Annotated in this window: 15 protein-coding genes; all 15 read left to right on the plus strand. The window is 70.3% G+C overall.

What is annotated here, in order from left to right; translation table 11 throughout:
- The first annotated feature begins 46 nt into the window (after positions 1-46).
- The 15 genes from nrtL (at position 47) to ABZ893_RS11325 (ending at position 18,632) form a co-directional block, all read left to right on the plus strand.
- Positions 47-1,048 carry an ArgS-related anticodon-binding protein NrtL gene (gene nrtL / locus ABZ893_RS11255; RefSeq protein WP_361400398.1) on the plus strand — a complete coding sequence of 334 codons (1,002 nt, stop codon included), beginning with the start codon at positions 47-49 and terminating at the stop codon, positions 1,046-1,048.
- An 18-nt stretch (positions 1,049-1,066) separates the two neighbouring features.
- The gene (gene lysA / locus ABZ893_RS11260; protein ID WP_361400401.1) at positions 1,067-2,458 is read left to right on the plus strand and encodes a diaminopimelate decarboxylase; all 1,392 of its coding nucleotides are present in this window, start codon (positions 1,067-1,069) and stop codon (positions 2,456-2,458) included.
- A 136-nt stretch (positions 2,459-2,594) separates the two neighbouring features.
- On the plus strand, positions 2,595-3,887 hold the full coding sequence (locus ABZ893_RS11265) for a homoserine dehydrogenase (protein WP_361400404.1): 1,293 nt from the start codon (positions 2,595-2,597) through the stop codon (positions 3,885-3,887).
- Between the two features lie 15 nt (positions 3,888-3,902).
- Complete coding sequence (thrC, locus tag ABZ893_RS11270; RefSeq protein WP_361401305.1) at positions 3,903-4,961, plus strand: threonine synthase; 1,059 nt, start codon at positions 3,903-3,905, stop codon at positions 4,959-4,961.
- 265 nt (positions 4,962-5,226) lie between these two features.
- The gene (thrB, locus tag ABZ893_RS11275) at positions 5,227-6,144 is read left to right on the plus strand and encodes a homoserine kinase (RefSeq protein ID WP_361400407.1); all 918 of its coding nucleotides are present in this window, start codon (positions 5,227-5,229) and stop codon (positions 6,142-6,144) included.
- 381 nt (positions 6,145-6,525) lie between these two features.
- Positions 6,526-8,559: a transcription termination factor Rho gene (gene rho / locus ABZ893_RS11280; RefSeq protein WP_361400409.1), complete on the plus strand. Its 2,034-nt coding sequence runs from the start codon at positions 6,526-6,528 to the stop codon at positions 8,557-8,559.
- 141 nt (positions 8,560-8,700) lie between these two features.
- Positions 8,701-10,428, plus strand: coding sequence for a trypsin-like serine protease (locus tag ABZ893_RS11285; protein ID WP_361400412.1), 1,728 nt, complete (start codon positions 8,701-8,703; stop codon positions 10,426-10,428).
- A gap of 192 nt (positions 10,429-10,620) precedes the next feature.
- Positions 10,621-11,745, plus strand: a complete 1,125-nt coding sequence (locus tag ABZ893_RS11290) for an LCP family protein (protein WP_361400415.1) — start codon at positions 10,621-10,623, stop codon at positions 11,743-11,745.
- A gap of 148 nt (positions 11,746-11,893) precedes the next feature.
- Entirely contained in the window at positions 11,894-12,115 is a 222-nt protein-coding gene (rpmE, locus tag ABZ893_RS11295) for a 50S ribosomal protein L31 (protein ID WP_361400418.1), read from the plus strand.
- Between the two features lie 140 nt (positions 12,116-12,255).
- Positions 12,256-13,332, plus strand: coding sequence for a peptide chain release factor 1 (gene prfA / locus ABZ893_RS11300; protein WP_361400421.1), 1,077 nt, complete (start codon positions 12,256-12,258; stop codon positions 13,330-13,332).
- An 83-nt stretch (positions 13,333-13,415) separates the two neighbouring features.
- Positions 13,416-14,255 carry a peptide chain release factor N(5)-glutamine methyltransferase gene (gene prmC / locus ABZ893_RS11305; RefSeq protein ID WP_361400424.1) on the plus strand — a complete coding sequence of 280 codons (840 nt, stop codon included), beginning with the start codon at positions 13,416-13,418 and terminating at the stop codon, positions 14,253-14,255.
- 50 nt (positions 14,256-14,305) lie between these two features.
- Positions 14,306-14,953, plus strand: coding sequence for an L-threonylcarbamoyladenylate synthase (locus ABZ893_RS11310; RefSeq protein ID WP_227297229.1), 648 nt, complete (start codon positions 14,306-14,308; stop codon positions 14,951-14,953).
- Complete coding sequence (locus tag ABZ893_RS11315; protein ID WP_361400427.1) at positions 14,950-15,600, plus strand: protein-tyrosine-phosphatase; 651 nt, start codon at positions 14,950-14,952, stop codon at positions 15,598-15,600. The genes ABZ893_RS11310 and ABZ893_RS11315 overlap by 4 nt, the downstream gene beginning before the upstream one ends.
- Before the next feature lie 323 nt (positions 15,601-15,923).
- Entirely contained in the window at positions 15,924-17,192 is a 1,269-nt protein-coding gene (gene glyA, locus ABZ893_RS11320) for a serine hydroxymethyltransferase (protein WP_361400430.1), read from the plus strand.
- Between the two features lie 129 nt (positions 17,193-17,321).
- Positions 17,322-18,632, plus strand: a complete 1,311-nt coding sequence (locus tag ABZ893_RS11325; protein ID WP_361400433.1) for an MraY family glycosyltransferase — start codon at positions 17,322-17,324, stop codon at positions 18,630-18,632.
- Positions 18,633-18,755 lie beyond the last annotated feature (123 nt).

An 18,755-nucleotide genomic window follows, 5' to 3' on the forward strand; every position in this document is an offset into this window, starting at 1 on the left:
TAATCCAGGTCGCTTACCCACCCCCTTCCTCCCATACGCTTGTCCCGTGACCCCCGTCGAGCTCTCCCGTACCGTCCTGCGCGCCGTGCGCCGCGCGGTCGACGAGGGTGAGCTGAGCGTGGCCGTTCCGGAACGTGTCGTGGTCGAGCGGCCCAGGCCCGGCGGGTGCGGGGACTACGCCACCAACGTCGCGCTGCAGCTCGCCGGTCCCGCCCGGCGGGCGCCCCGGCACGTGGCCGAGCTCCTCTCCCGGCGCCTCGCCGACAGCCCTGGCATCGCCGGCGTCGAAGTCACCGGCCCCGGATTCCTCAACGTCACCCTCACCACCGACGACCCCGGCACCCTCGCCCGCGAGATCCTCGCCCGGGGCAAGGGGTATGGGAACAGTGACGTTCTCGCAGGTCAGCGCATCGAGCTGCGTGTGCCGCACGAGGTTCGGGCCGAGGTCGTCGCCGACTCGGTCAGTCGGATCCTCGCCACCCAAGGCGCCGACTCGTACGTGACTCATGACGGTGACGCCACCGCCACCGCACAGGTCGTGCACCTGCGCCCCGTCCCCGCCCCCTCCGACCCCGCCGTCCTCGGCCGTGACGCCGCCCGCTGGGCCCTGCTCCTGCCCGCCGCGCACGACCGGCCCCACCTCGACGACGGCCGGCACCTCGCCCAGCGCGAGAGCAACCCCCTCTTCCGTGTCCGGTACGCGTACGCCCGTACCCGTGCCCTCACCCGCAACGCCGCCGCCCTCGGTTTCACCGCCGAACCCGGCGACGTACGCGACACCACCCCCGGGGAAACCCTCGCAACCACCCTGGCCGCGTACCCCCAAGCCCTCGCCGCCGCCGCCCGGCACCACGCCCCCGACCGGCTAGCCCGGCACCTCGTCCTCGTCGCCGACGCGTTTCTCGGGTTCCAGCACACCGTGCTGCCGCAGGGGGAGGAGAAACCCTCGGCCGCCCACCGTGCCCGGCTCGCGCTCGCCGAAGCCGCCGGGGCGGTGCTCGCCGGTGGCCTGTCCCTGCTCGGTATCGACGCACCCGAACATCTCTGAGAGAGCGCAGAAGCAGTCATGAGCCGTTCCGCACACCCCGCAGGGCCCCGCCACGCCGACGTCCTGCCCGAGGGTCACTACACCGCCCCGCCCGCCGACCTGAACGCACTCGACGCCAAGGTGTGGTCCCGTACCGTCACCCGCGGCGCGGACGGCGCGGTCAGCGTCGGCGGCATCGAAGTCGCCCGGCTCGCCGAGGAGTTCGGCACCCCCGCGTACTTCCTCGACGAGGACGACTTCCGCGCGCGCTGCCGCGCCTGGCGTGACGCCTTCGGGCCCGACGCCGACGTCTTCTACGCCGGCAAGGCGTTCCTCTCCCGTGCCGTCGTGCGCTGGCTGCACGAGGAGGGGCTGAATCTGGACGTGTGCTCGGGCGGCGAGCTGGCCACCGCCCTGTCGGCGGGTATGCCCGCCGGGCGCATCGCGTTCCACGGCAACAACAAGTCCGAGGAAGAGATCGAGCGGGCCGTCGAGGTCGGCGTCGGGCGGATCGTGCTCGACTCGTTCCAGGAGATCGTGCGGGTGTCGCACATCGCCGAGCGGCTCGGCAAGCGCCAGCCCGTGCAGATCCGCGTCACCGTCGGCGTCGAGGCCCACACGCACGAGTTCATCGCCACCGCACACGAGGACCAGAAGTTCGGCATCGCGCTCGCGGGCGGCCAGGCCGCCGAGGCCGTACGCCGGGCGCTGAAGCTCGACGGCATCGAGCTGATCGGCATCCACAGCCACATCGGCTCGCAGATCTTCGACATGGCCGGCTTCGAGGTCGCCGCGCGGCGCGTCGTGTCGCTGCTGGCCGAGGTGCGGGACGAGCACGGCGTCGAACTGCCCGAGATCGACCTCGGCGGCGGTCTCGGCATCGCGTACACCTCCGACGACGACCCCCGTGAGCCGCACGAGATCGCCAAGGCTCTCGGCGAGATCGTGACGCGCGAGTGCGAGGCGGCCGGGCTGCGGACGCCGCGCATCTCCGTCGAGCCGGGCCGCGCCATCGTCGGCCCGACCGCGTTCACGCTGTACACGGTCGGCACCATCAAGCCCCTCGAGACGCTCCGTACGTACGTCTCCGTGGACGGCGGCATGTCCGACAACATCCGCACCGCGCTGTACGACGCCGAGTACACCGTCGCGATGGTGTCTCGGCGCTCGGACGCCGAGCCGATGCTGGTCCGCGTCGTGGGCAAGCACTGCGAGAGTGGGGACATCGTGGTGAAGGACGCGTTCCTGCCCGCCGACCTCGCGCCCGGTGACCTGATCGCCGTACCGGCGACCGGCGCCTACTGCAGGTCCATGGCCAGCAACTACAACCACGCACTTCGCCCGCCCGTCGTCGCCGTGCGCGACGGTGAGGCGCGGGTGATCGTCAGGCGTGAGACGGAGGAAGATCTCCTGCGTCTCGACGTCGGATAAATGAAATACACGTCTCAGGATTCGGACCGGGGACAGAAACCCCGGTCCGGTGGGTGAGACTGGTCCACTGAAGCAGTATCTAGTTGTCCAGCAGGCTGAGCTCGGAAGAGCTGGGTTGAACGAAAGGCGTAGGTCGATGATGCGTACGCGTCCGCTGAAGGTGGCGCTCCTTGGCTGTGGGGTAGTCGGCTCAGAGGTGGCGCGCATCATGACGACGCACGCCGACGACCTCGCGGCCCGGATCGGCGCCCCTGTGGAACTGGCCGGGGTCGCCGTCCGCCGTCCGTCGAAGGTGCGCGAGGGCATCGACCCCGCGCTCGTCACCACGGACGCGACCGCGCTGGTCAAACGGGGCGACATCGACGTAGTCGTCGAGGTCATCGGCGGCATCGAGCCCGCCCGCTCCCTCATCACCACCGCGTTCGAGCACGGCGCCTCCGTCGTCTCCGCGAACAAGGCGCTCATCGCCCAGGACGGCGCCGCGCTGCACGCCGCCGCCGAGCAGTACGGCAAGGACCTCTACTACGAGGCCGCCGTCGCCGGCGCGATCCCGCTGGTCCGGCCGCTGCGCGAGTCCCTCGCCGGCGACAAGATCAACCGCGTGATGGGCATCGTCAACGGCACGACGAACTTCATCCTCGACAAGATGGACACCACGGGCGCCGGCTACCAGGAGGCCCTGGACGAGGCCACCGCGCTCGGTTACGCCGAGGCCGACCCGACCGCCGACGTCGAGGGCTTCGACGCCGCCGCCAAGGCCGCCATCCTCGCCGGGATCGCCTTCCACACGCGCGTGCGCCTCGACGACGTGTACCGCGAGGGCATGACCGAGGTGACCTCCGCCGACTTCCGCTCGGCGAAGGAGATGGGCTGCACCATCAAGCTGCTCGCCATCTGCGAGCGGGCCGCCGACGGTGGCTCCGTCACCGCGCGCGTGCACCCCGCGATGATCCCCCTCGACCACCCGCTGGCCTCCGTGCGTGGCGCGTACAACGCCGTGTTCGTCGAGTCCGACGCGGCCGGCCAGCTGATGTTCTACGGGCCCGGCGCCGGCGGCGCGCCGACCGCGTCCGCGGTCCTCGGCGACCTCGTCGCGGTCTGCCGGAACAAGCTCGGCGAGGCCACCGGACCCGGTGACTCCGCCTACACCCAGCTGCCCGTCTCGCCCATGGGCGAGGTCGTGACGCGCTACCACATCAGCCTCGACGTGGCCGACAAGCCGGGCGTCCTCGCCCAGGTCGCTACGGTCTTCGCCGAGCACGGCGTATCGATTGACACGGTGCGCCAATCGGGCAAGGACGGCGAGGCCTCTCTCGTCGTCGTCACCCACCGCGCGGCGGACGCGGCCCTCACCGGGACCGTCGACGCGCTGCGCAAGCTCGACACCGTGCGTGGTGTCGCCAGCATCATGCGTGTTGAAGGGGAGTAACGAGCAATGACCGGAATGACCCACCAGTGGCGCGGCATCATCGAGGAGTACCGGGACCGGCTCCCGGTGACCGACACCACGCCGGTCGTCTCGCTGCGCGAGGGCGGCACGCCGCTCGTGCCCGCCCAGGTGCTCTCCGAGCGCACGGGCTGCGAGGTCCACCTCAAGGTCGAGGGTGCCAACCCCACCGGGTCCTTCAAGGACCGCGGCATGACGATGGCCATCACGAAGGCCAAGGAGGAGGGCGCGCAGGCCGTCATCTGCGCCTCCACCGGCAACACGTCGGCGTCGGCCGCCGCGTACGCCGTGCGCGCCGGGATGGTCTGCGCCGTGCTGGTCCCGCAGGGCAAGATCGCGCTGGGCAAGATGGGCCAGGCGCTCGTCTACGGTTCGAAGATCCTGCAGGTCGACGGCAACTTCGACGACTGCCTCAACCTGGCCCGCGCCCTCTCCGAGAACTACCCGGTGGCGCTGGTCAACTCGGTCAACCCGTTCCGTATCGAGGGCCAGAAGACCGCCTCCTTCGAGATCGTCGACGCCCTCGGCGACGCGCCCGACATCCACGTACTGCCCGTCGGCAACGCCGGCAACATCACGGCGTACTGGAAGGGCTACAAGGAGTACGCGGCGGACGGCATCGCCACGCACACGCCGCGCATGTGGGGCTTCCAGGCTTCCGGTTCCGCGCCCATCGTGCGCGGTGAGGTCGTCAAGGACCCGTCGACGATCGCCACCGCGATCCGCATCGGCAACCCGGCGTCGTGGGACTTCGCGCTGGCCGCCCGTGACGAGTCCGGCGGCTTCATCGACGAGGTGACGGACCGTGAAATCCTGCGCGCCTACAAGCTGTTGGCGTCCCAGGAGGGTGTCTTCGTCGAGCCCGCGTCGGCCGCTTCGGTCGCCGGTCTGCTGAAGGCCGCCGAGCAGGGCAAGGTCGACCCGGGCCAGAAGATCGTCTGCACCGTCACGGGCAACGGCCTCAAGGACCCCGACTGGGCCGTCGCGGGCGCCCCGCAGCCCGTCACCGTCCCCGTCGACGCCGCCACCGCGGCCCAGCGCCTCGGCCTCGCGTAACGGGACGCACCAGCTCAACCCCGTACAGGGGGTGCACAGGGGGCTTGCGACACGCATCGTGCGCCTCCTGTGCGCCCTATGTCGCCACAGAACCTTCCTTCGATAGGCTGTACCGAACCCACACCGCCGCACGTTTCGCGGTGCCGCAGGCGTCGTCATAGCCGTTGCGGCCTTCGGGTTCTGATACGGGCAGCAATTCATCGGATCTCTCGAAACACCTTCGGAAAACCCGCAAACACCGCAGCTCAAGGAGTGTCATCGAGCGATGGCCGGTCCCGCCTTCCGCGCCGCCGCCGTCAGGGTGCGCGTCCCCGCCACCAGCGCCAACCTCGGCCCGGGCTTCGACGCCTTCGGCCTGTCGCTGGGTCTCTACGACGACGTGGTCGTCCGCGTCGCCGACTCCGGCCTGAACATCGACATCGCAGGTGAGGGGTCCGAAACCCTCCCGCGCGACGAGTCGCATCTGCTCGTACGGTCCCTCCGCACGGCCTTCGACCTGCTCGGCGGACAGCCGCGCGGCCTCGAGGTCGTCTGCGCCAACCGGATCCCGCACGGCCGCGGCCTCGGCTCCTCGTCGGCCGCCATCTGCGCCGGCATCGTCGCCGCGCGCGCCGTGACGATAGGCGGAGACGCCCGCCTCGACGACGCGGCGCTGCTCGAGCTCGCGACCGAGATCGAGGGGCACCCGGACAACGTCGCGGCCTGCCTGCTCGGCGGTTTCGCCCTCTCCTGGATGGACGGCGGAGCGGCGCGGGCGATCAGGATGGAGCCCGCGAGTTCCATCGTTCCGGTGGTTTTCGTACCGGGGAAGCCGGTACTCACGGAGACCGCGCGAGGTCTCCTTCCGCGCAGCGTCCCCCACGTGGACGCCGCGGTGAACGCGGGCCGGGCGGCCCTGCTCGTCGAGGCCCTGACCAGGCGCCCCGAGCTGCTGCTCCCCGCCACGGAGGACCGGCTCCACCAGGAGTACCGGGCTCCCGCGATGCCGGAGAGCGTCGCACTCGTGGAGCGGCTGCGGGCCGACGGTGTCCCCGCGGTGATCTCGGGGGCGGGCCCCACGGTCCTGGCTCTCGTCGAAGAGGAGACGGCCGACAAGACCGCCCGGCTGGCCGGCGAGGGATGGGCGGCGAACCGCCTCAGCCTCGACGCAGGCGGAGCGAGCGTGCTGCCGCTTGCGCCCTGACACCCGGTTGCCGGAATTCGAGAGGGGGAATATTTGTTGGATCCGGTAGTGTTAACCTCAAGTCTGCACCCGACCCCACCATGGCGAGGTGCTGTGTGTCCCCGTCCGGGACAACCATTCTTCCAGGAGCCCCGCAGATTGCTCTGTGCCGTGCGCTGAGCTATTTCGAGCACATGCTCCGGAACCGGTGTGACCGAGCCGGGTGACACAAGACATTCCAGTGGAACCCGCGGCTTCGGAACTCGCCGTCACCAATGAATTCTTCCGCCGCGTTGGCGGACCACCGCCCCGGCACGGTCCCCACAGACAGGACCACCGCCGGACAGCACAACCGGTCGCCGAGCCAGACAGGCCGACGTCCGCTCCAGGGAAGGACCCTTCGTGAGCGACACCACCGATCTGATGGGCGTGAGCGCCGACAGCTCCGCTGCCGCGCCCTCCGCCGATGCGGAGACCTCTGCTGCGCCTGCCGCCGGTGCTTCGGGCTCCCGGCGGCGCCGCGGTACCGGCCTCGAGGGCATGGTGCTGGCCGAGCTCCAGCAGGTCGCATCGGGCCTCGGTATCAAGGGCACCGCGCGTATGCGCAAGAGCCAGCTGATCGAGGTCATCAAGGAGGCCCAGGCCGGGGGAGGCGCTCCCGCGAAGAGCGCCGACACCACCGAGACCAAGCCGAAGCGCCGTACGGCCACCAAGGCGCGTACCGGCGACGAGGCCGCGGCGAACGGCACCGCCGCCCCCGCGGCGAAGGCCGCCGTCACCGATGACGCCAAGGCCGACAAGGCCACGAAGGCCGTCGCCCAGCAGCAGATCGAGATTCCCGGTCAGCCGGCGAGCGACGACAAGAGCGGCGACCGCCGTCGCCGCCGCGCCACCTCGGAGGCCGGCAGCCCCGAGACCGTCACGGCCGAGGCGAAGACCGAGACCCGGACCGAGACGCAGGGCGAGGCCAAGTCCGGCGACGCCGGTGACGGCGCCGAGGGCCGCCGTGAGCGCCGCGACCGTCGTGACCGCGGCGGGCGTGAGCGCGGCGAGCGCGGCGAGCGCGGTGACCGCCGGGGCAAGGGCGACGAGCAGGGCAAGGAGCAGGGCGGCAACCGCCAGCCGCAGGGCGGCGGACGCCAGAGCCAGCGCGACAACGCCCCGCGGGCCGATGAGGACGGGGACGACTTCGAGGGCGGCCGCCGCGGCCGCCGGGGCCGTTACCGCGACCGCCGTGGCCGTCGCGGCCGCGACGAGGCAGGCTTCGGCAACGAGCCGCAGGTCTCCGAGGACGACGTCCTGATCCCCGTCGCGGGCATCCTGGACATCCTCGACAACTACGCGTTCATCCGGACCTCCGGCTACCTGCCCGGCCCGAACGACGTGTACGTGTCCCTCGCCCAGGTCCGCAAGAACGGCCTGCGCAAGGGTGACCACGTCACCGGTGCGGTCCGTCAGCCCAAGGACGGCGAGCGCCGCGAGAAGTTCAACGCGCTCGTCCGCCTCGACTCCGTCAACGGCATGGCACCCGAATCCGGGCGCGGGCGGCCGGAGTTCAACAAGCTGACGCCCCTTTACCCGCAGGACCGGCTCCGTCTGGAGACCGACCCGGGCATCCTGACCACCCGCATCATCGACCTCGTGTCGCCGATCGGTAAGGGCCAGCGAGGCCTGATCGTGGCCCCGCCGAAGACCGGCAAGACCATGATCATGCAGGCGGTCGCCAACGCGATCACCACCAACAGCCCCGAGTGCCACCTGATGGTCGTCCTGGTCGACGAGCGTCCGGAAGAGGTCACCGACATGCAGCGGTCGGTGAAGGGCGAGGTCATCTCCTCGACCTTCGACCGTCCCGCCGAGGACCACACCACGGTCGCCGAGCTGGCCATCGAGCGCGCCAAGCGCCTCGTGGAGCTGGGTCACGACGTGGTCGTCCTGCTCGACTCGATCACGCGTCTGGGCCGTGCCTACAACCTGGCGGCGCCCGCCTCCGGCCGCATCCTGTCCGGTGGTGTCGACTCGACCGCGCTCTACCCGCCGAAGCGCTTCTTCGGTGCGGCGCGCAACATCGAGGACGGCGGCTCGCTGACCATTCTCGCCACCGCGCTGGTCGACACCGGCTCGCGCATGGACGAGGTGATCTTCGAGGAGTTCAAGGGCACCGGCAACATGGAGCTCAAGCTCGACCGCAAGCTCTCCGACAAGCGCATCTTCCCGGCGGTGGACGTCGACGCGTCCTCCACCCGTAAGGAAGAGATCCTGCTCAACTCGGAAGAGCTGGCGATCGTGTGGAAGCTGCGCCGGGTGCTGCACGCGCTCGACTCGCAGCAGGCCATCGAGCTGCTTCTCGACAAGATGAAGCAGACGAAGTCGAACGCCGAGTTCCTGATGCAGATCGCGAAGACGACGCCGGCGCCGGGCAACGGCAACGACTGAGTGCTTCCGCGGTAGCTGATTGACCGCAAGGGCCGCTCCTGTCACTCATGTGACGGGGGCGGCCCTTCGTGCTCCCCGGGGTGAGTTGTACGATCGCGCTCTTCATCTGCGTTCAACTCATCGCTCCCTGGGGGGACTTGCGTGGACATTTCGATATCCGGCTCCGGCCGGCACCGCCGAAGACTGGGCAAGGTGCTGCCGGCCGCGGCGGCCGGGCTCGCGCTGATCGGCGCCGGAGCGTTCGCCGTCACGTCGTACGCGGGGGAGTCCGACGCCGGCCGGGTCGTGCAGCCGCCGCCGGGCGCGAAGACCGCCGACGCGTCGACGCCGGCGCCGACCGGCTCGAAGACCGCCTCGCCGCGCATCATCGGCGGCACCGACAGCGCCGCCTCCTGGATGGTGCAGCTCGTCTACAACAACCCCGCAGGCGGCTCGTACTTCGTCTGCGGCGGCACCCTCGTCGCGCCGAACAAGGTGCTCACGGCCGCGCACTGCCTCCACGACGAGAACGGCAACCGGCAGGACTGGGGCAAGTACGGCGAGGTCGCCGTCGGCACCAGCAAGAGCGTCACCGTGCCGAACAACGGCGCCAAGTACATCGACGTCACCCGCAGCTGGGTGCGCGACGGCTACGACCCCGACGCCATCACGAACGACGTCGCCGTGCTCACCCTCGCCAAGCCGGTCGCCCAGACCACGCTAGAGCTGGCCGGGCCCGACGACAGCACTCTCTACGCGGCGGGCAACAATGCGACGGTCTACGGCTGGGGCCTCACCAGCTCCGACCAGGACACCGCCAGCATCGCCTCCCAGCTGCAGAAGGTCACCCTGCCGCTGAACTCGGACGAGGCGTGCACCCAGAACCTCGACCCGTACTTCCAGGCCGGGAAGATGATCTGCGCCGGACAGCTCGGCACCGGCGACGACAGCACCGGCAAGACCACCTGCCCCGGCGACTCGGGCGGCCCGCTCATCGTCGGCAACAAGGTCGTCGGCATCGTGTCCTGGGGCCTCAGCCAGGGCAACAAGGTCTGCAACCTCGCCGGCACGTACGAGGCGTTCACCAAGGTCTCCACGTACCAGGCCAAGGTCCGCCCGCGTATCGACGACACCGACATCAGCCGCAACGGCAAGGCGGACCTCTTCGTCCGTGCCTCCTCCGGCGGGCAGGGTTACGTCAAGGAGTCCACGGGCAACGGGTTCGCGGCGCGCAAGGCGCTCAGCGGGTCCTGGAGCGCGTACAACCTCGTCCTGCAGGCCGACATGAACCGTGACGGGTACCAGGACTTCATCATCCGCCGCAGGTCCGACGGGAACGTCTACTGGCGGCACCGGTCCGCGTCCAGCGCGACGTACGTCGACACGAAGGTCGCGAGCGCCTGGGGGACCAGGAAGTTCATCGTGGCGCCCGGTGACGTGAACGGTGACCGCTACCCCGACCTGCTGTCCGTCACCTCCGGCGGCACGATGTACCTCTACCCGGGCAAGGGCGACGGCACGTACGGCACCCGGACCACCGTCGGCAGCGGCTACCAGGCCTTCAACTCCCTGCGCGGCAAGGGCGACTTCACCGGTGACGGGAAGAGCGACCTCATCGCGCGCGGCAGCGGCGGCAAGCTGTACCTCCTCAAGGGCACCGGCAAGGCCGCCGCGCCCTTCGAGGCCGGGGTGCAGGTGCGCACCTGGGACGGTTACAACGCGTTCGCGGCGCCCGGCGACGTGACCGGCGACGGCAAGGCCGACTATGTCGCGCGCACGCCCGGCGGCACGCTCTACCTGTACCCGGGCACCGGATCCGGCTCCTCGGAGATCTTTGCCACACGCATCAAGATCGGAACCGGCTACACGCAGTACAACATCTTCGGATAAACCCCCAGGTGGGAGCCGGACGACCGGTTCCTAATGTCACGCTCCGTGCCCGCCGCGACACTCGCGGCGGGCACAGTGCGTTGTGCAACCCTGCATCCGGATTCCGCGTCTTGCGAGCAGAGACGTCCGAAGAAGCCTGACCTTGCCCACCGGGGGTAACCGACCACCGAGTACCTGAGGACTGAGGAGCACATGCCCGACGAGAGCAGTCACGAGAGCACCGACCCGAGCCGCCCGGCCCGGGGCGGCACAGGCCGGCGGCGCAAGCCGCGCAGCGGGCGCCGTAAGGCCCTTGTCATCACGGCCTGCACCCTCGGCGGACTTCTCGTCGTGGCGGGCGCGGGCGCCGGCTTCCTGTACTTCAAGCTCAACGGCAACATCAAGGGCGTCGACATCAACGCCGCGCTCGGCACCGACCGCCCCAAGAACGTCGACAACGGCTCGATGGACATCCTCGTCCTCGGCTCCGACTCCCGCTCCGGAGCGAACGCCCAGTACGGCGCGGACCAGGGCGGCGCCCGCTCCGACACCGCGATGGTCGTCCACGTCTACAAGGGCCACAAGAAGGCCAGCGTCGTCTCCATACCGCGCGACACCCTCGTCACCCGCCCCACCTGCACCGACGCCCACGGCAAGACGGTCGCGGGCGGCAACCAGCAGATGTTCAACACGGCGTACGAGGTCGGCGGCCCGGCCTGCGCCGTCAAGACCGTGGAGAAGATGTCGGGGATCCGCATGGACCACTACGTCGAGGTCGACTTCACGGGCTTCAAGAAGCTCATCGACACCCTCGGCGGCGTCGACATCACCACCCAGCAGGCCATCAACGACGACAAGAGCCACCTGCACCTCCCCGCCGGCAAGCACACGCTGGACGGCGAGCAGGCCCTCGGCCTCGTCCGCACCCGCCACGGCATCGGCGACGGCAGCGACCTCGGCCGAATACAGCTCCAGCAGGCCTTCATGAAGGCGCTGATCCAGCAGATCAAGGACGTCGGCGTCTTCACCAGCCCCAAGAAGCTGTACGACCTCGCGGACACCGCCACCAGCGCCGTCACCACCGACTCCGACCTCAACTCCGTCAAGGAACTCGCCGGATTCGCGAACGGCCTCAAGGGCATCGGCGCGGGCGACATGAAGATGGTGACGCTCCCCGTCCAGTACGACCCCGCCAACCCGAACCGCGTGCTCCCGCTCGACCGCCAGGCCGCCCAGCTGTGGTCGGCTCTCAAGGCGGACCAGCCGATACCGGCCTCGGCGACCAAGGACTCCGCCGGCGACAAGGGCGCCGCGGGCTCCGTCGTGAGCAGCCACTAGGGCCCGCGAGCCCCTGCGGGAATAGTTCCGCCACGACCCCGGTTTTGGGGGATACGGCCAGTCCTGGCAGACTGGTACGTCGGTCCCGGTTCACGCCCCCGCAATCCGCGGAAGCGACCCGGAGCCCTCCGAGAACATAGGAGACACCTTGAAGCGCGACATCCACCCCGAGTACGTCGAGACGCAGGTCAGCTGCACCTGTGGCGCGTCGTTCACCACCCGTAGCACGATCTCCAGCGGCACCGTCCGTGCCGAGGTCTGCTCCGAGTGCCACCCGTTCTACACGGGCAAGCAGAAGATCCTCGACACCGGTGGCCGCGTGGCCCGCTTCGAGGCCCGCTTCGGCAAGGCCGCTGCCGGCAACAAGTAGCGAGCCACCCGCGCCGGTCCACGGCCGCCCTTCGGGGCGGGCCGGGACCGGCGCGCCGCTTTTCGGCCGGGGGCGGTGGCCTTCCCCCGGCCGGCCCGGTGGCCGTTCCCTATCGCTTTACCTCACTTCAGGAGCCGGAGATGTTCGAGGCCGTCGAGGACCTCATCGGTGAGCACGCCGATCTCGAGACGAAGCTCGCGGACCCCTCGGTCCACGCCGACCAGGCGAACGCGCGCAAGCTCAACAAGCGCTACGCCGAGCTGACCCCGATCGTCGCCACCTACCGCTCCTGGAAGCAGACCGGTGACGACATCGAGACCGCCCGCGAACTCGCGGCGGACGACCCGGACTTCGCCGCCGAGGTCAAGGACCTCGAGAAGCAGCGCGAGGACATCACCGAGAAGCTGCGGCTCCTCCTCGTCCCCCGGGACCCCAACGACGACAAGGACGTCATCCTCGAGGTCAAGGCGGGCGCGGGCGGCGACGAGTCCGCCCTGTTCGCCGGCGACCTGCTGCGGATGTACCTGCGCTACGCCGAGCGCGTCGGCTGGAAGACCGAGATCATCGACGCCACCGAGTCCGAGCTGGGCGGCTACAAGGACGTCCAGGTCGCCGTCAAGACCAAGGGCGGCAACGGCGCGACCGAGCCCGGCCAGGGCGTCTGGGCCCGCCTGAAGTACGAGGGCGGCGTGCACCGCGTGCAGCGCGTGCCCTCGACCGAGTCGCAGGGCCGTATCCACACCTCCGCCGCCGGTGTCCTCGTGACGCCCGAGGCCGAGGAGGTCGACGTCGAGATCCACGCGAACGACCTCCGCATCGACGTCTACCGCTCCTCGGGCCCCGGCGGACAGTCCGTCAACACGACGGACTCCGCCGTCCGCATCACGCACCTGCCCACCGGCGTCGTCGCCTCCTGCCAGAACGAGAAGAGCCAGCTCCAGAACAAGGAGCAGGCGATGCGTATCCTGCGCTCCAGGCTGCTCGCCGCGGCCCAGGAGAAGGCCGAGGCCGAGGCCGCCGACGCGCGCCGCAGCCAGGTCCGCACGGTCGACCGCTCCGAGAAGATCCGTACGTACAACTTCCCGGAGAACCGCATCTCGGACCACCGCGTCGGTTTCAAGGCGTACAACTTGGACCAGGTGCTCGACGGTGACCTCGACCCGGTGATCCAGGCCTGTGTCGACGCCGACTCGGCCGCCAAGCTCGCCGCCGCCTAAGCCACGCCAAAAAAGACCAGCTCAGCCCCGGAGGGACCAGCGTGCAGCAACATCTTGGGGGGCGACCCCCAAACCCCCGCAGCGTGCTGCTCGCGGAAGTCGCCCAGGCCACCCAGCGTCTCGCCGACGCGGGTGTGCCCTCGCCGCGCAACGACGCGGAGGAGCTCGCCGCGTTCGTGCACGGCGTGAAGCGGGGCGCGCTGCACACGGTCAAGGACGCGGACTTCGACGCCCGGTACTGGGAGGTGATCGCGCGCCGTGAGGCCCGCGAGCCGCTCCAGCACATCACCGGGCTCGCCTACTTCCGCTACCTCGAACTCCAGGTGGGCCCCGGCGTGTTCGTGCCGCGGCCCGAGACCGAGTCCGTGGTCGGCTGGGCCATAGACGCCGTACGGGCCATGGACGTCGTCGAGCCTCGGATCGTCGACCTGTGCACCGGCTCGGGCGCCATCGCGCTCGCGCTCGCCCAGGAGGTCCCGCGCTCCACCGTGCACGCCGTGGAGCTGTCCGAGGACGCCCTCAGATGGACCCGCAAGAACGTCGAGGGGTCCAGGGTCGACCTGCGCCAGGGAGACGCCCTGGAGGCCTTCCCCGACCTCGACGGCCAGGTCGACCTGGTGGTCTCCAACCCGCCGTACATCCCGCTCACCGAGTGGGAGTACGTCGCCCCCGAGGCCCGGGACCACGACCCCGAACTGGCCCTGTTCTCCGGCGAGGACGGGCTCGACCTGATCCGCGGCATCGAGCGCACCGCGCACCGGCTGCTGCGCCCCGGCGGCGTCGTCGTCGTGGAGCACGCCGACACGCAGGGCGGTCAGGTGCCGTGGATCTTCGCCGAGGAGCGTGGCTGGGCCGACGCGGCCGACCACCCCGACCTGAACAACCGCCCGCGCTTCGCCACCGCCCGCAAGGCGATGCCGTGACGACGACCGTGACTTCAAGCCAGCAGTATGTGCACGAGGAGGCCCGCTAAATGGCTCGGCGATACGACACCAACGACGCGTCCGACCGTACGACCGGTCTGCGTGAAGCCGCGTCCGCCGTCCGCCGCGGCGAGCTGGTCGTCCTGCCCACCGACACCGTCTACGGCATCGGTGCCGACGCGTTCACGCCCGAGGCCGTGGGTGACCTCCTGGAGGCCAAGGGCCGCGGCCGCAACATGCCCACCCCGGTCCTCATCGGCTCCCCGAACACGCTGCACGGGCTCGTCACGGACTTCTCCGAGATGGCCTGGGAACTCGTCGACGCGTTCTGGCCCGGCGCCCTCACGCTCGTCGCCAAGCACCAGCCGTCCCTCGCCTGGGACCTCGGTGACACCCGGGGCACCGTAGCCGTCCGGATGCCGCTGCACCCGGTCGCGATCGAGCTGCTCACCGAGGTCGGCCCCATGGCCGTGTCCTCCGCGAACCTCACCGGGCACCCCGCCCCCGAGGACTGCGACGCCGCGCAGGACATGCTCGGCGACTCCGTCTCCGTCTACCTGGACGGCGGCCCCACGCCCGGCATCGTCCCGTCGTCGATCGTCGACGTGACCGGAAAGGTTCCGGTGCTCCTGCGCGCGGGTGCCCTGACCGCGGACGAGCTGCGCAAGGTCGTACCCGACCTCGAGGTGGCGAATTGACAGCCCCTGAGACGGGGCGTGGCATAGGCAACGGGGACTCCTTCCGCATCCTGCATGTCAGCACCGGCAACGTGTGCCGCTCGCCGATCACCGAGCGGCTGACCCGGCACGCCCTGGCGGAGCGGCTCGGCGACCCCCTGGTCCGCGGCATCATCGTCGAGAGCGCGGGCACCTGGGGGCACGAGGGCGCGCCCATGGAGGCCAACGCCGAGACGGTCCTCGCGGACTTCGGAGCGGACGCCTCCGGCTTCGTCGGCCGTGAGCTCCTCGACGAACACGTGATCCGCGCCGACCTCGTCCTCACCGCCACCCGGGACCACCGCGCCCAGGTCATCTCCATGGGCCACAGCGCGGGCCTGCGCACCTTCACGCTGAAGGAGTTCACGCGCCTCGTACAGGCCATAGACCCGGCCACCCTGCCCGACCCCCTCGACGGGGAAGGCGGCGGCGTGGTCGAGCGAGCACGCGCCCTGGTGCGGGCCGCGGCCGCTCTACGCGGGTGGCTCCTCGCCCCGAACGCCGAGGCGGACGAGGTCTACGACCCGTACGGGGCACCCCTGCCGTTCTTCCGCTCGGTGGGCGACGAGATCAGCCGAGCGCTGGACCCTGTGGTGACGGCGCTGACGGGTGTTCCTGCGGTGCACTGAGGTCTGTGGTGACGGCGCTGGCCGCCGTGCTGGTCTGCCGTTGAGCCGACGGGCGGAGTCCGTCGCAGCGTGGCGAAGCCCGGGAGGCCCGCTGGGGCCGAGCGGTGCGAGTCGCGCGTGCGGGATGGGGCTCAGCCGGGCGCTGGACCCTGTGGTGACGGCGCTTACGGGTGTTCCTGCGGTGCACTGAGGTCTGTGAGGGGACCGGGCGGGTGGTGGGGGCGCCGGTCGGGGTACCCGGTCGTACCTGACTCCGGGCGCGGTCGGGCGGGCGGGCCTACATTGGATTTCTGAGGTCACCCCCGCGAGGCCCGGAGTCCACGATGCCGGTCACCACCGAACACGCCCCCGCCGGTGCGACGTACGCGCACGCCGGCTTCGACACGCTGCGCCGGCAGGACCCCGAGATCGCCGAGATCATGCTCGGCGAGGCGGCCCGGCAGGCCACGTCACTGCAGCTCATCGCCGCCGAGAACTTCACGTCGCCGGCCGTCCTCGCGGCCCTCGGCTCCCCGCTCGCCAACAAGTACGCCGAGGGCTACCCCGGCGCCCGCCACCACGGCGGCTGCGAGCTCGTCGACGTCGCGGAACGCATCGCCGTGGACCGCGCCAAGGCCCTCTTCGGCGCCGAGCACGCCAACGTGCAGTCCCACTCCGGCTCGTCCGCCGTCCTGGCCGCGTACGCCGCCCTGCTGCGCCCGGGAGACACCGTCCTCGCCATGGGCCTCCCGTTCGGCGGCCACCTCACCCACGGCTCCCCGGCGAACTTCTCGGGCCGCTGGTTCGACTTCGTCCCCTACGGCGTCGACCCCGAGACCGGCCTCATCCAGTACGACCAGGTCCGCGCCCTGGCCCGGGTGCACCGCCCCAAGGCCATCGTCTGCGGTTCGATCGCCTATCCCCGGCACATCGACTACGAGGCCTTCCGCGACATCGCCGACGACGTGGGCGCCTACCTCATCGCCGACGCCGCGCACCCCATGGGCCTGATCGCCGGGGGAGTGGCCCCGAACCCGGTCCCGTACGCCGACGTCGTCTGCGCGACCACGCACAAGGTCCTGCGCGGCCCCCGCGGCGGGATGCTGCTGTGCGGGGCCGAGCTCGCGGAGCGCATCGACCGGGCCGTCTTCCCCTTCACGCAGGGCGGCGCCCAGATGCACACGATCGCCGCCAAGGCCGTCGCGTTCGGCGAGGCGGCGACACCGGCCTTCGCGGAGTACACCCATCAGGTGGTCGCCAACGCGAGGGTTCTCGCGGCCGCCCTCGGCGCCGAGGGCCTCATGATCACCACCGGCGGCACGGACACCCACCTGCTGACCGCCGACCCGTCCCCGCTGGGCGTCGAGGGCCCGGCGGCCCGCGGCCGGCTCGCCCTCGCCGGTATGGTCCTCGACACATGCGCGCTGCCCTTCGGCGACGGGCGCGGCCTGCGCCTGGGCACCGCCGCCATCACCACACAGGGCATGGGTGAACCCGAGATGGCCCGCATCGCCGTCCTCTTCGCGGGCGTTCTCCGAGGTGAAACGGACCCGCGCGAGGCACGGGAAGAAGTACGGGAAGTGGCCGGAAGATTTCCGCCGTATCCGGCCTAGAGCGGGGTAGGCGGTCCAGGGTCCACCGTCACTCGTGCAACCATCGTCGCTACCCAGCAGTCCTTCACCACATGCACGCGAAGCTAGGGTGTGAGGCTGAGATGGCCAGCGATATATGTGGGGAAGCCCGTGCGTGAATACCTGCTGACGCTCTGCATCACGGCCGCGGTGACCTACCTGCTGACCGGCCCGGTGCGGAAGTTCGCGATCGTGGCCGGCGCCATGCCGGAGATCCGCGCCCGCGACGTGCACCGGGAACCCACACCCCGGCTCGGCGGGATCGCGATGTTCTTCGGCCTGTGCGCGGGCCTCCTCGTCGCGGACCACCTGACGAACCTCAGCCCCGTCTTCCAGCTGTCGAACGAGCCGCGGGCCCTGCTCTCCGGAGCCGCCCTGATCTGGCTGATCGGCGTCCTGGACGACAAGTTCGAGATCGACGCCCTGATCAAGCTCGGCGGCCAGATGATCGCCGCGGGCGTCATGGTCATGCAGGGTCTGACGATCCTGTGGCTGCCGATCCCGGGCGTCGGCACGGTCTCCCTCACCCAGTGGCAGGGCACGCTCCTGACCGTCGCCCTGGTCGTCATCAGCATCAACGCCGTCAACTTCGTGGACGGCCTCGACGGCCTCGCCGCCGGCATGGTCTGCATCGCCGCCTCGGCATTCTTTCTGTATTCCTACCGTCTCTGGTACGGCTACGGCATCGAGGCCGCCGCCCCCGCGACGCTCTTCTCGGCGATTCTCATCGGCATGTGTCTGGGTTTCCTGCCGCACAACATGCACCCCGCCCGTATCTTCATGGGCGACTCCGGGTCGATGCTCATCGGCCTCGTCCTGTCCGCCGGCGCGATCTCCATCACCGGCCAGGTCGACCCGGCCGTGATGAAGCTGAACTTCGGCGGCACGCGTGATGCCACGCACGCGATGATGCCGGTCTTCATCCCGCTGCTGATGCCGCTGACGATCATCGCGGTGCCGTTCGCGGACCTGGTGCTCGCCATCGTGCGCCGCACCTGGAAGGGCCAGTCGCCGTTCGCCGCCGACCGCGGCCACCTGCACCACCGGCTCCTGGAGATCGGCCACTCCCACAGCCGCGCGGTCCTGATCATGTACTTCTGGTCGGCCCTGCTGTCCTTCGGCGCTGTGGCTTACTCCGTTCACTCGACGTCCATGTGGATCGTGTTCGCGATCGTCGCGCTGAGCTTCGTGGGTCTCGTACTGCTTCTGCTGCCGCGTTTCACGCCGCGTACGCCGGACTGGGCGGAGGCCTTCGTGCCGCCGCGCTACCGCCGCGGCAAGGCCGCTCAGGTGGCCCACGTGGAGCGGCCCGAGGAGGAGGAAGACGTGCGTACGCCGATGCCGGCGGGCGTCAACGGGGCGACCGCCATCGGCCCCCGTTCACGCATCCCGGACCGCCGCAAGGCTCACTCGTCCCGCTGAAGCGCGGAATGAAATCGGACCATTACCAGACAAGTAGGCGCGGTTCTTGCACAGACGCGCGGATTACTTCTCATGTGTGACGGCGGGCACACCGTACGGGTAAAGACCTCATCAAATAGTTTG

Source organism: Streptomyces sp. NPDC046821 (assembly GCF_040645335.1).
In the GTDB taxonomy this organism is placed as follows: domain Bacteria; phylum Actinomycetota; class Actinomycetes; order Streptomycetales; family Streptomycetaceae; genus Streptomyces.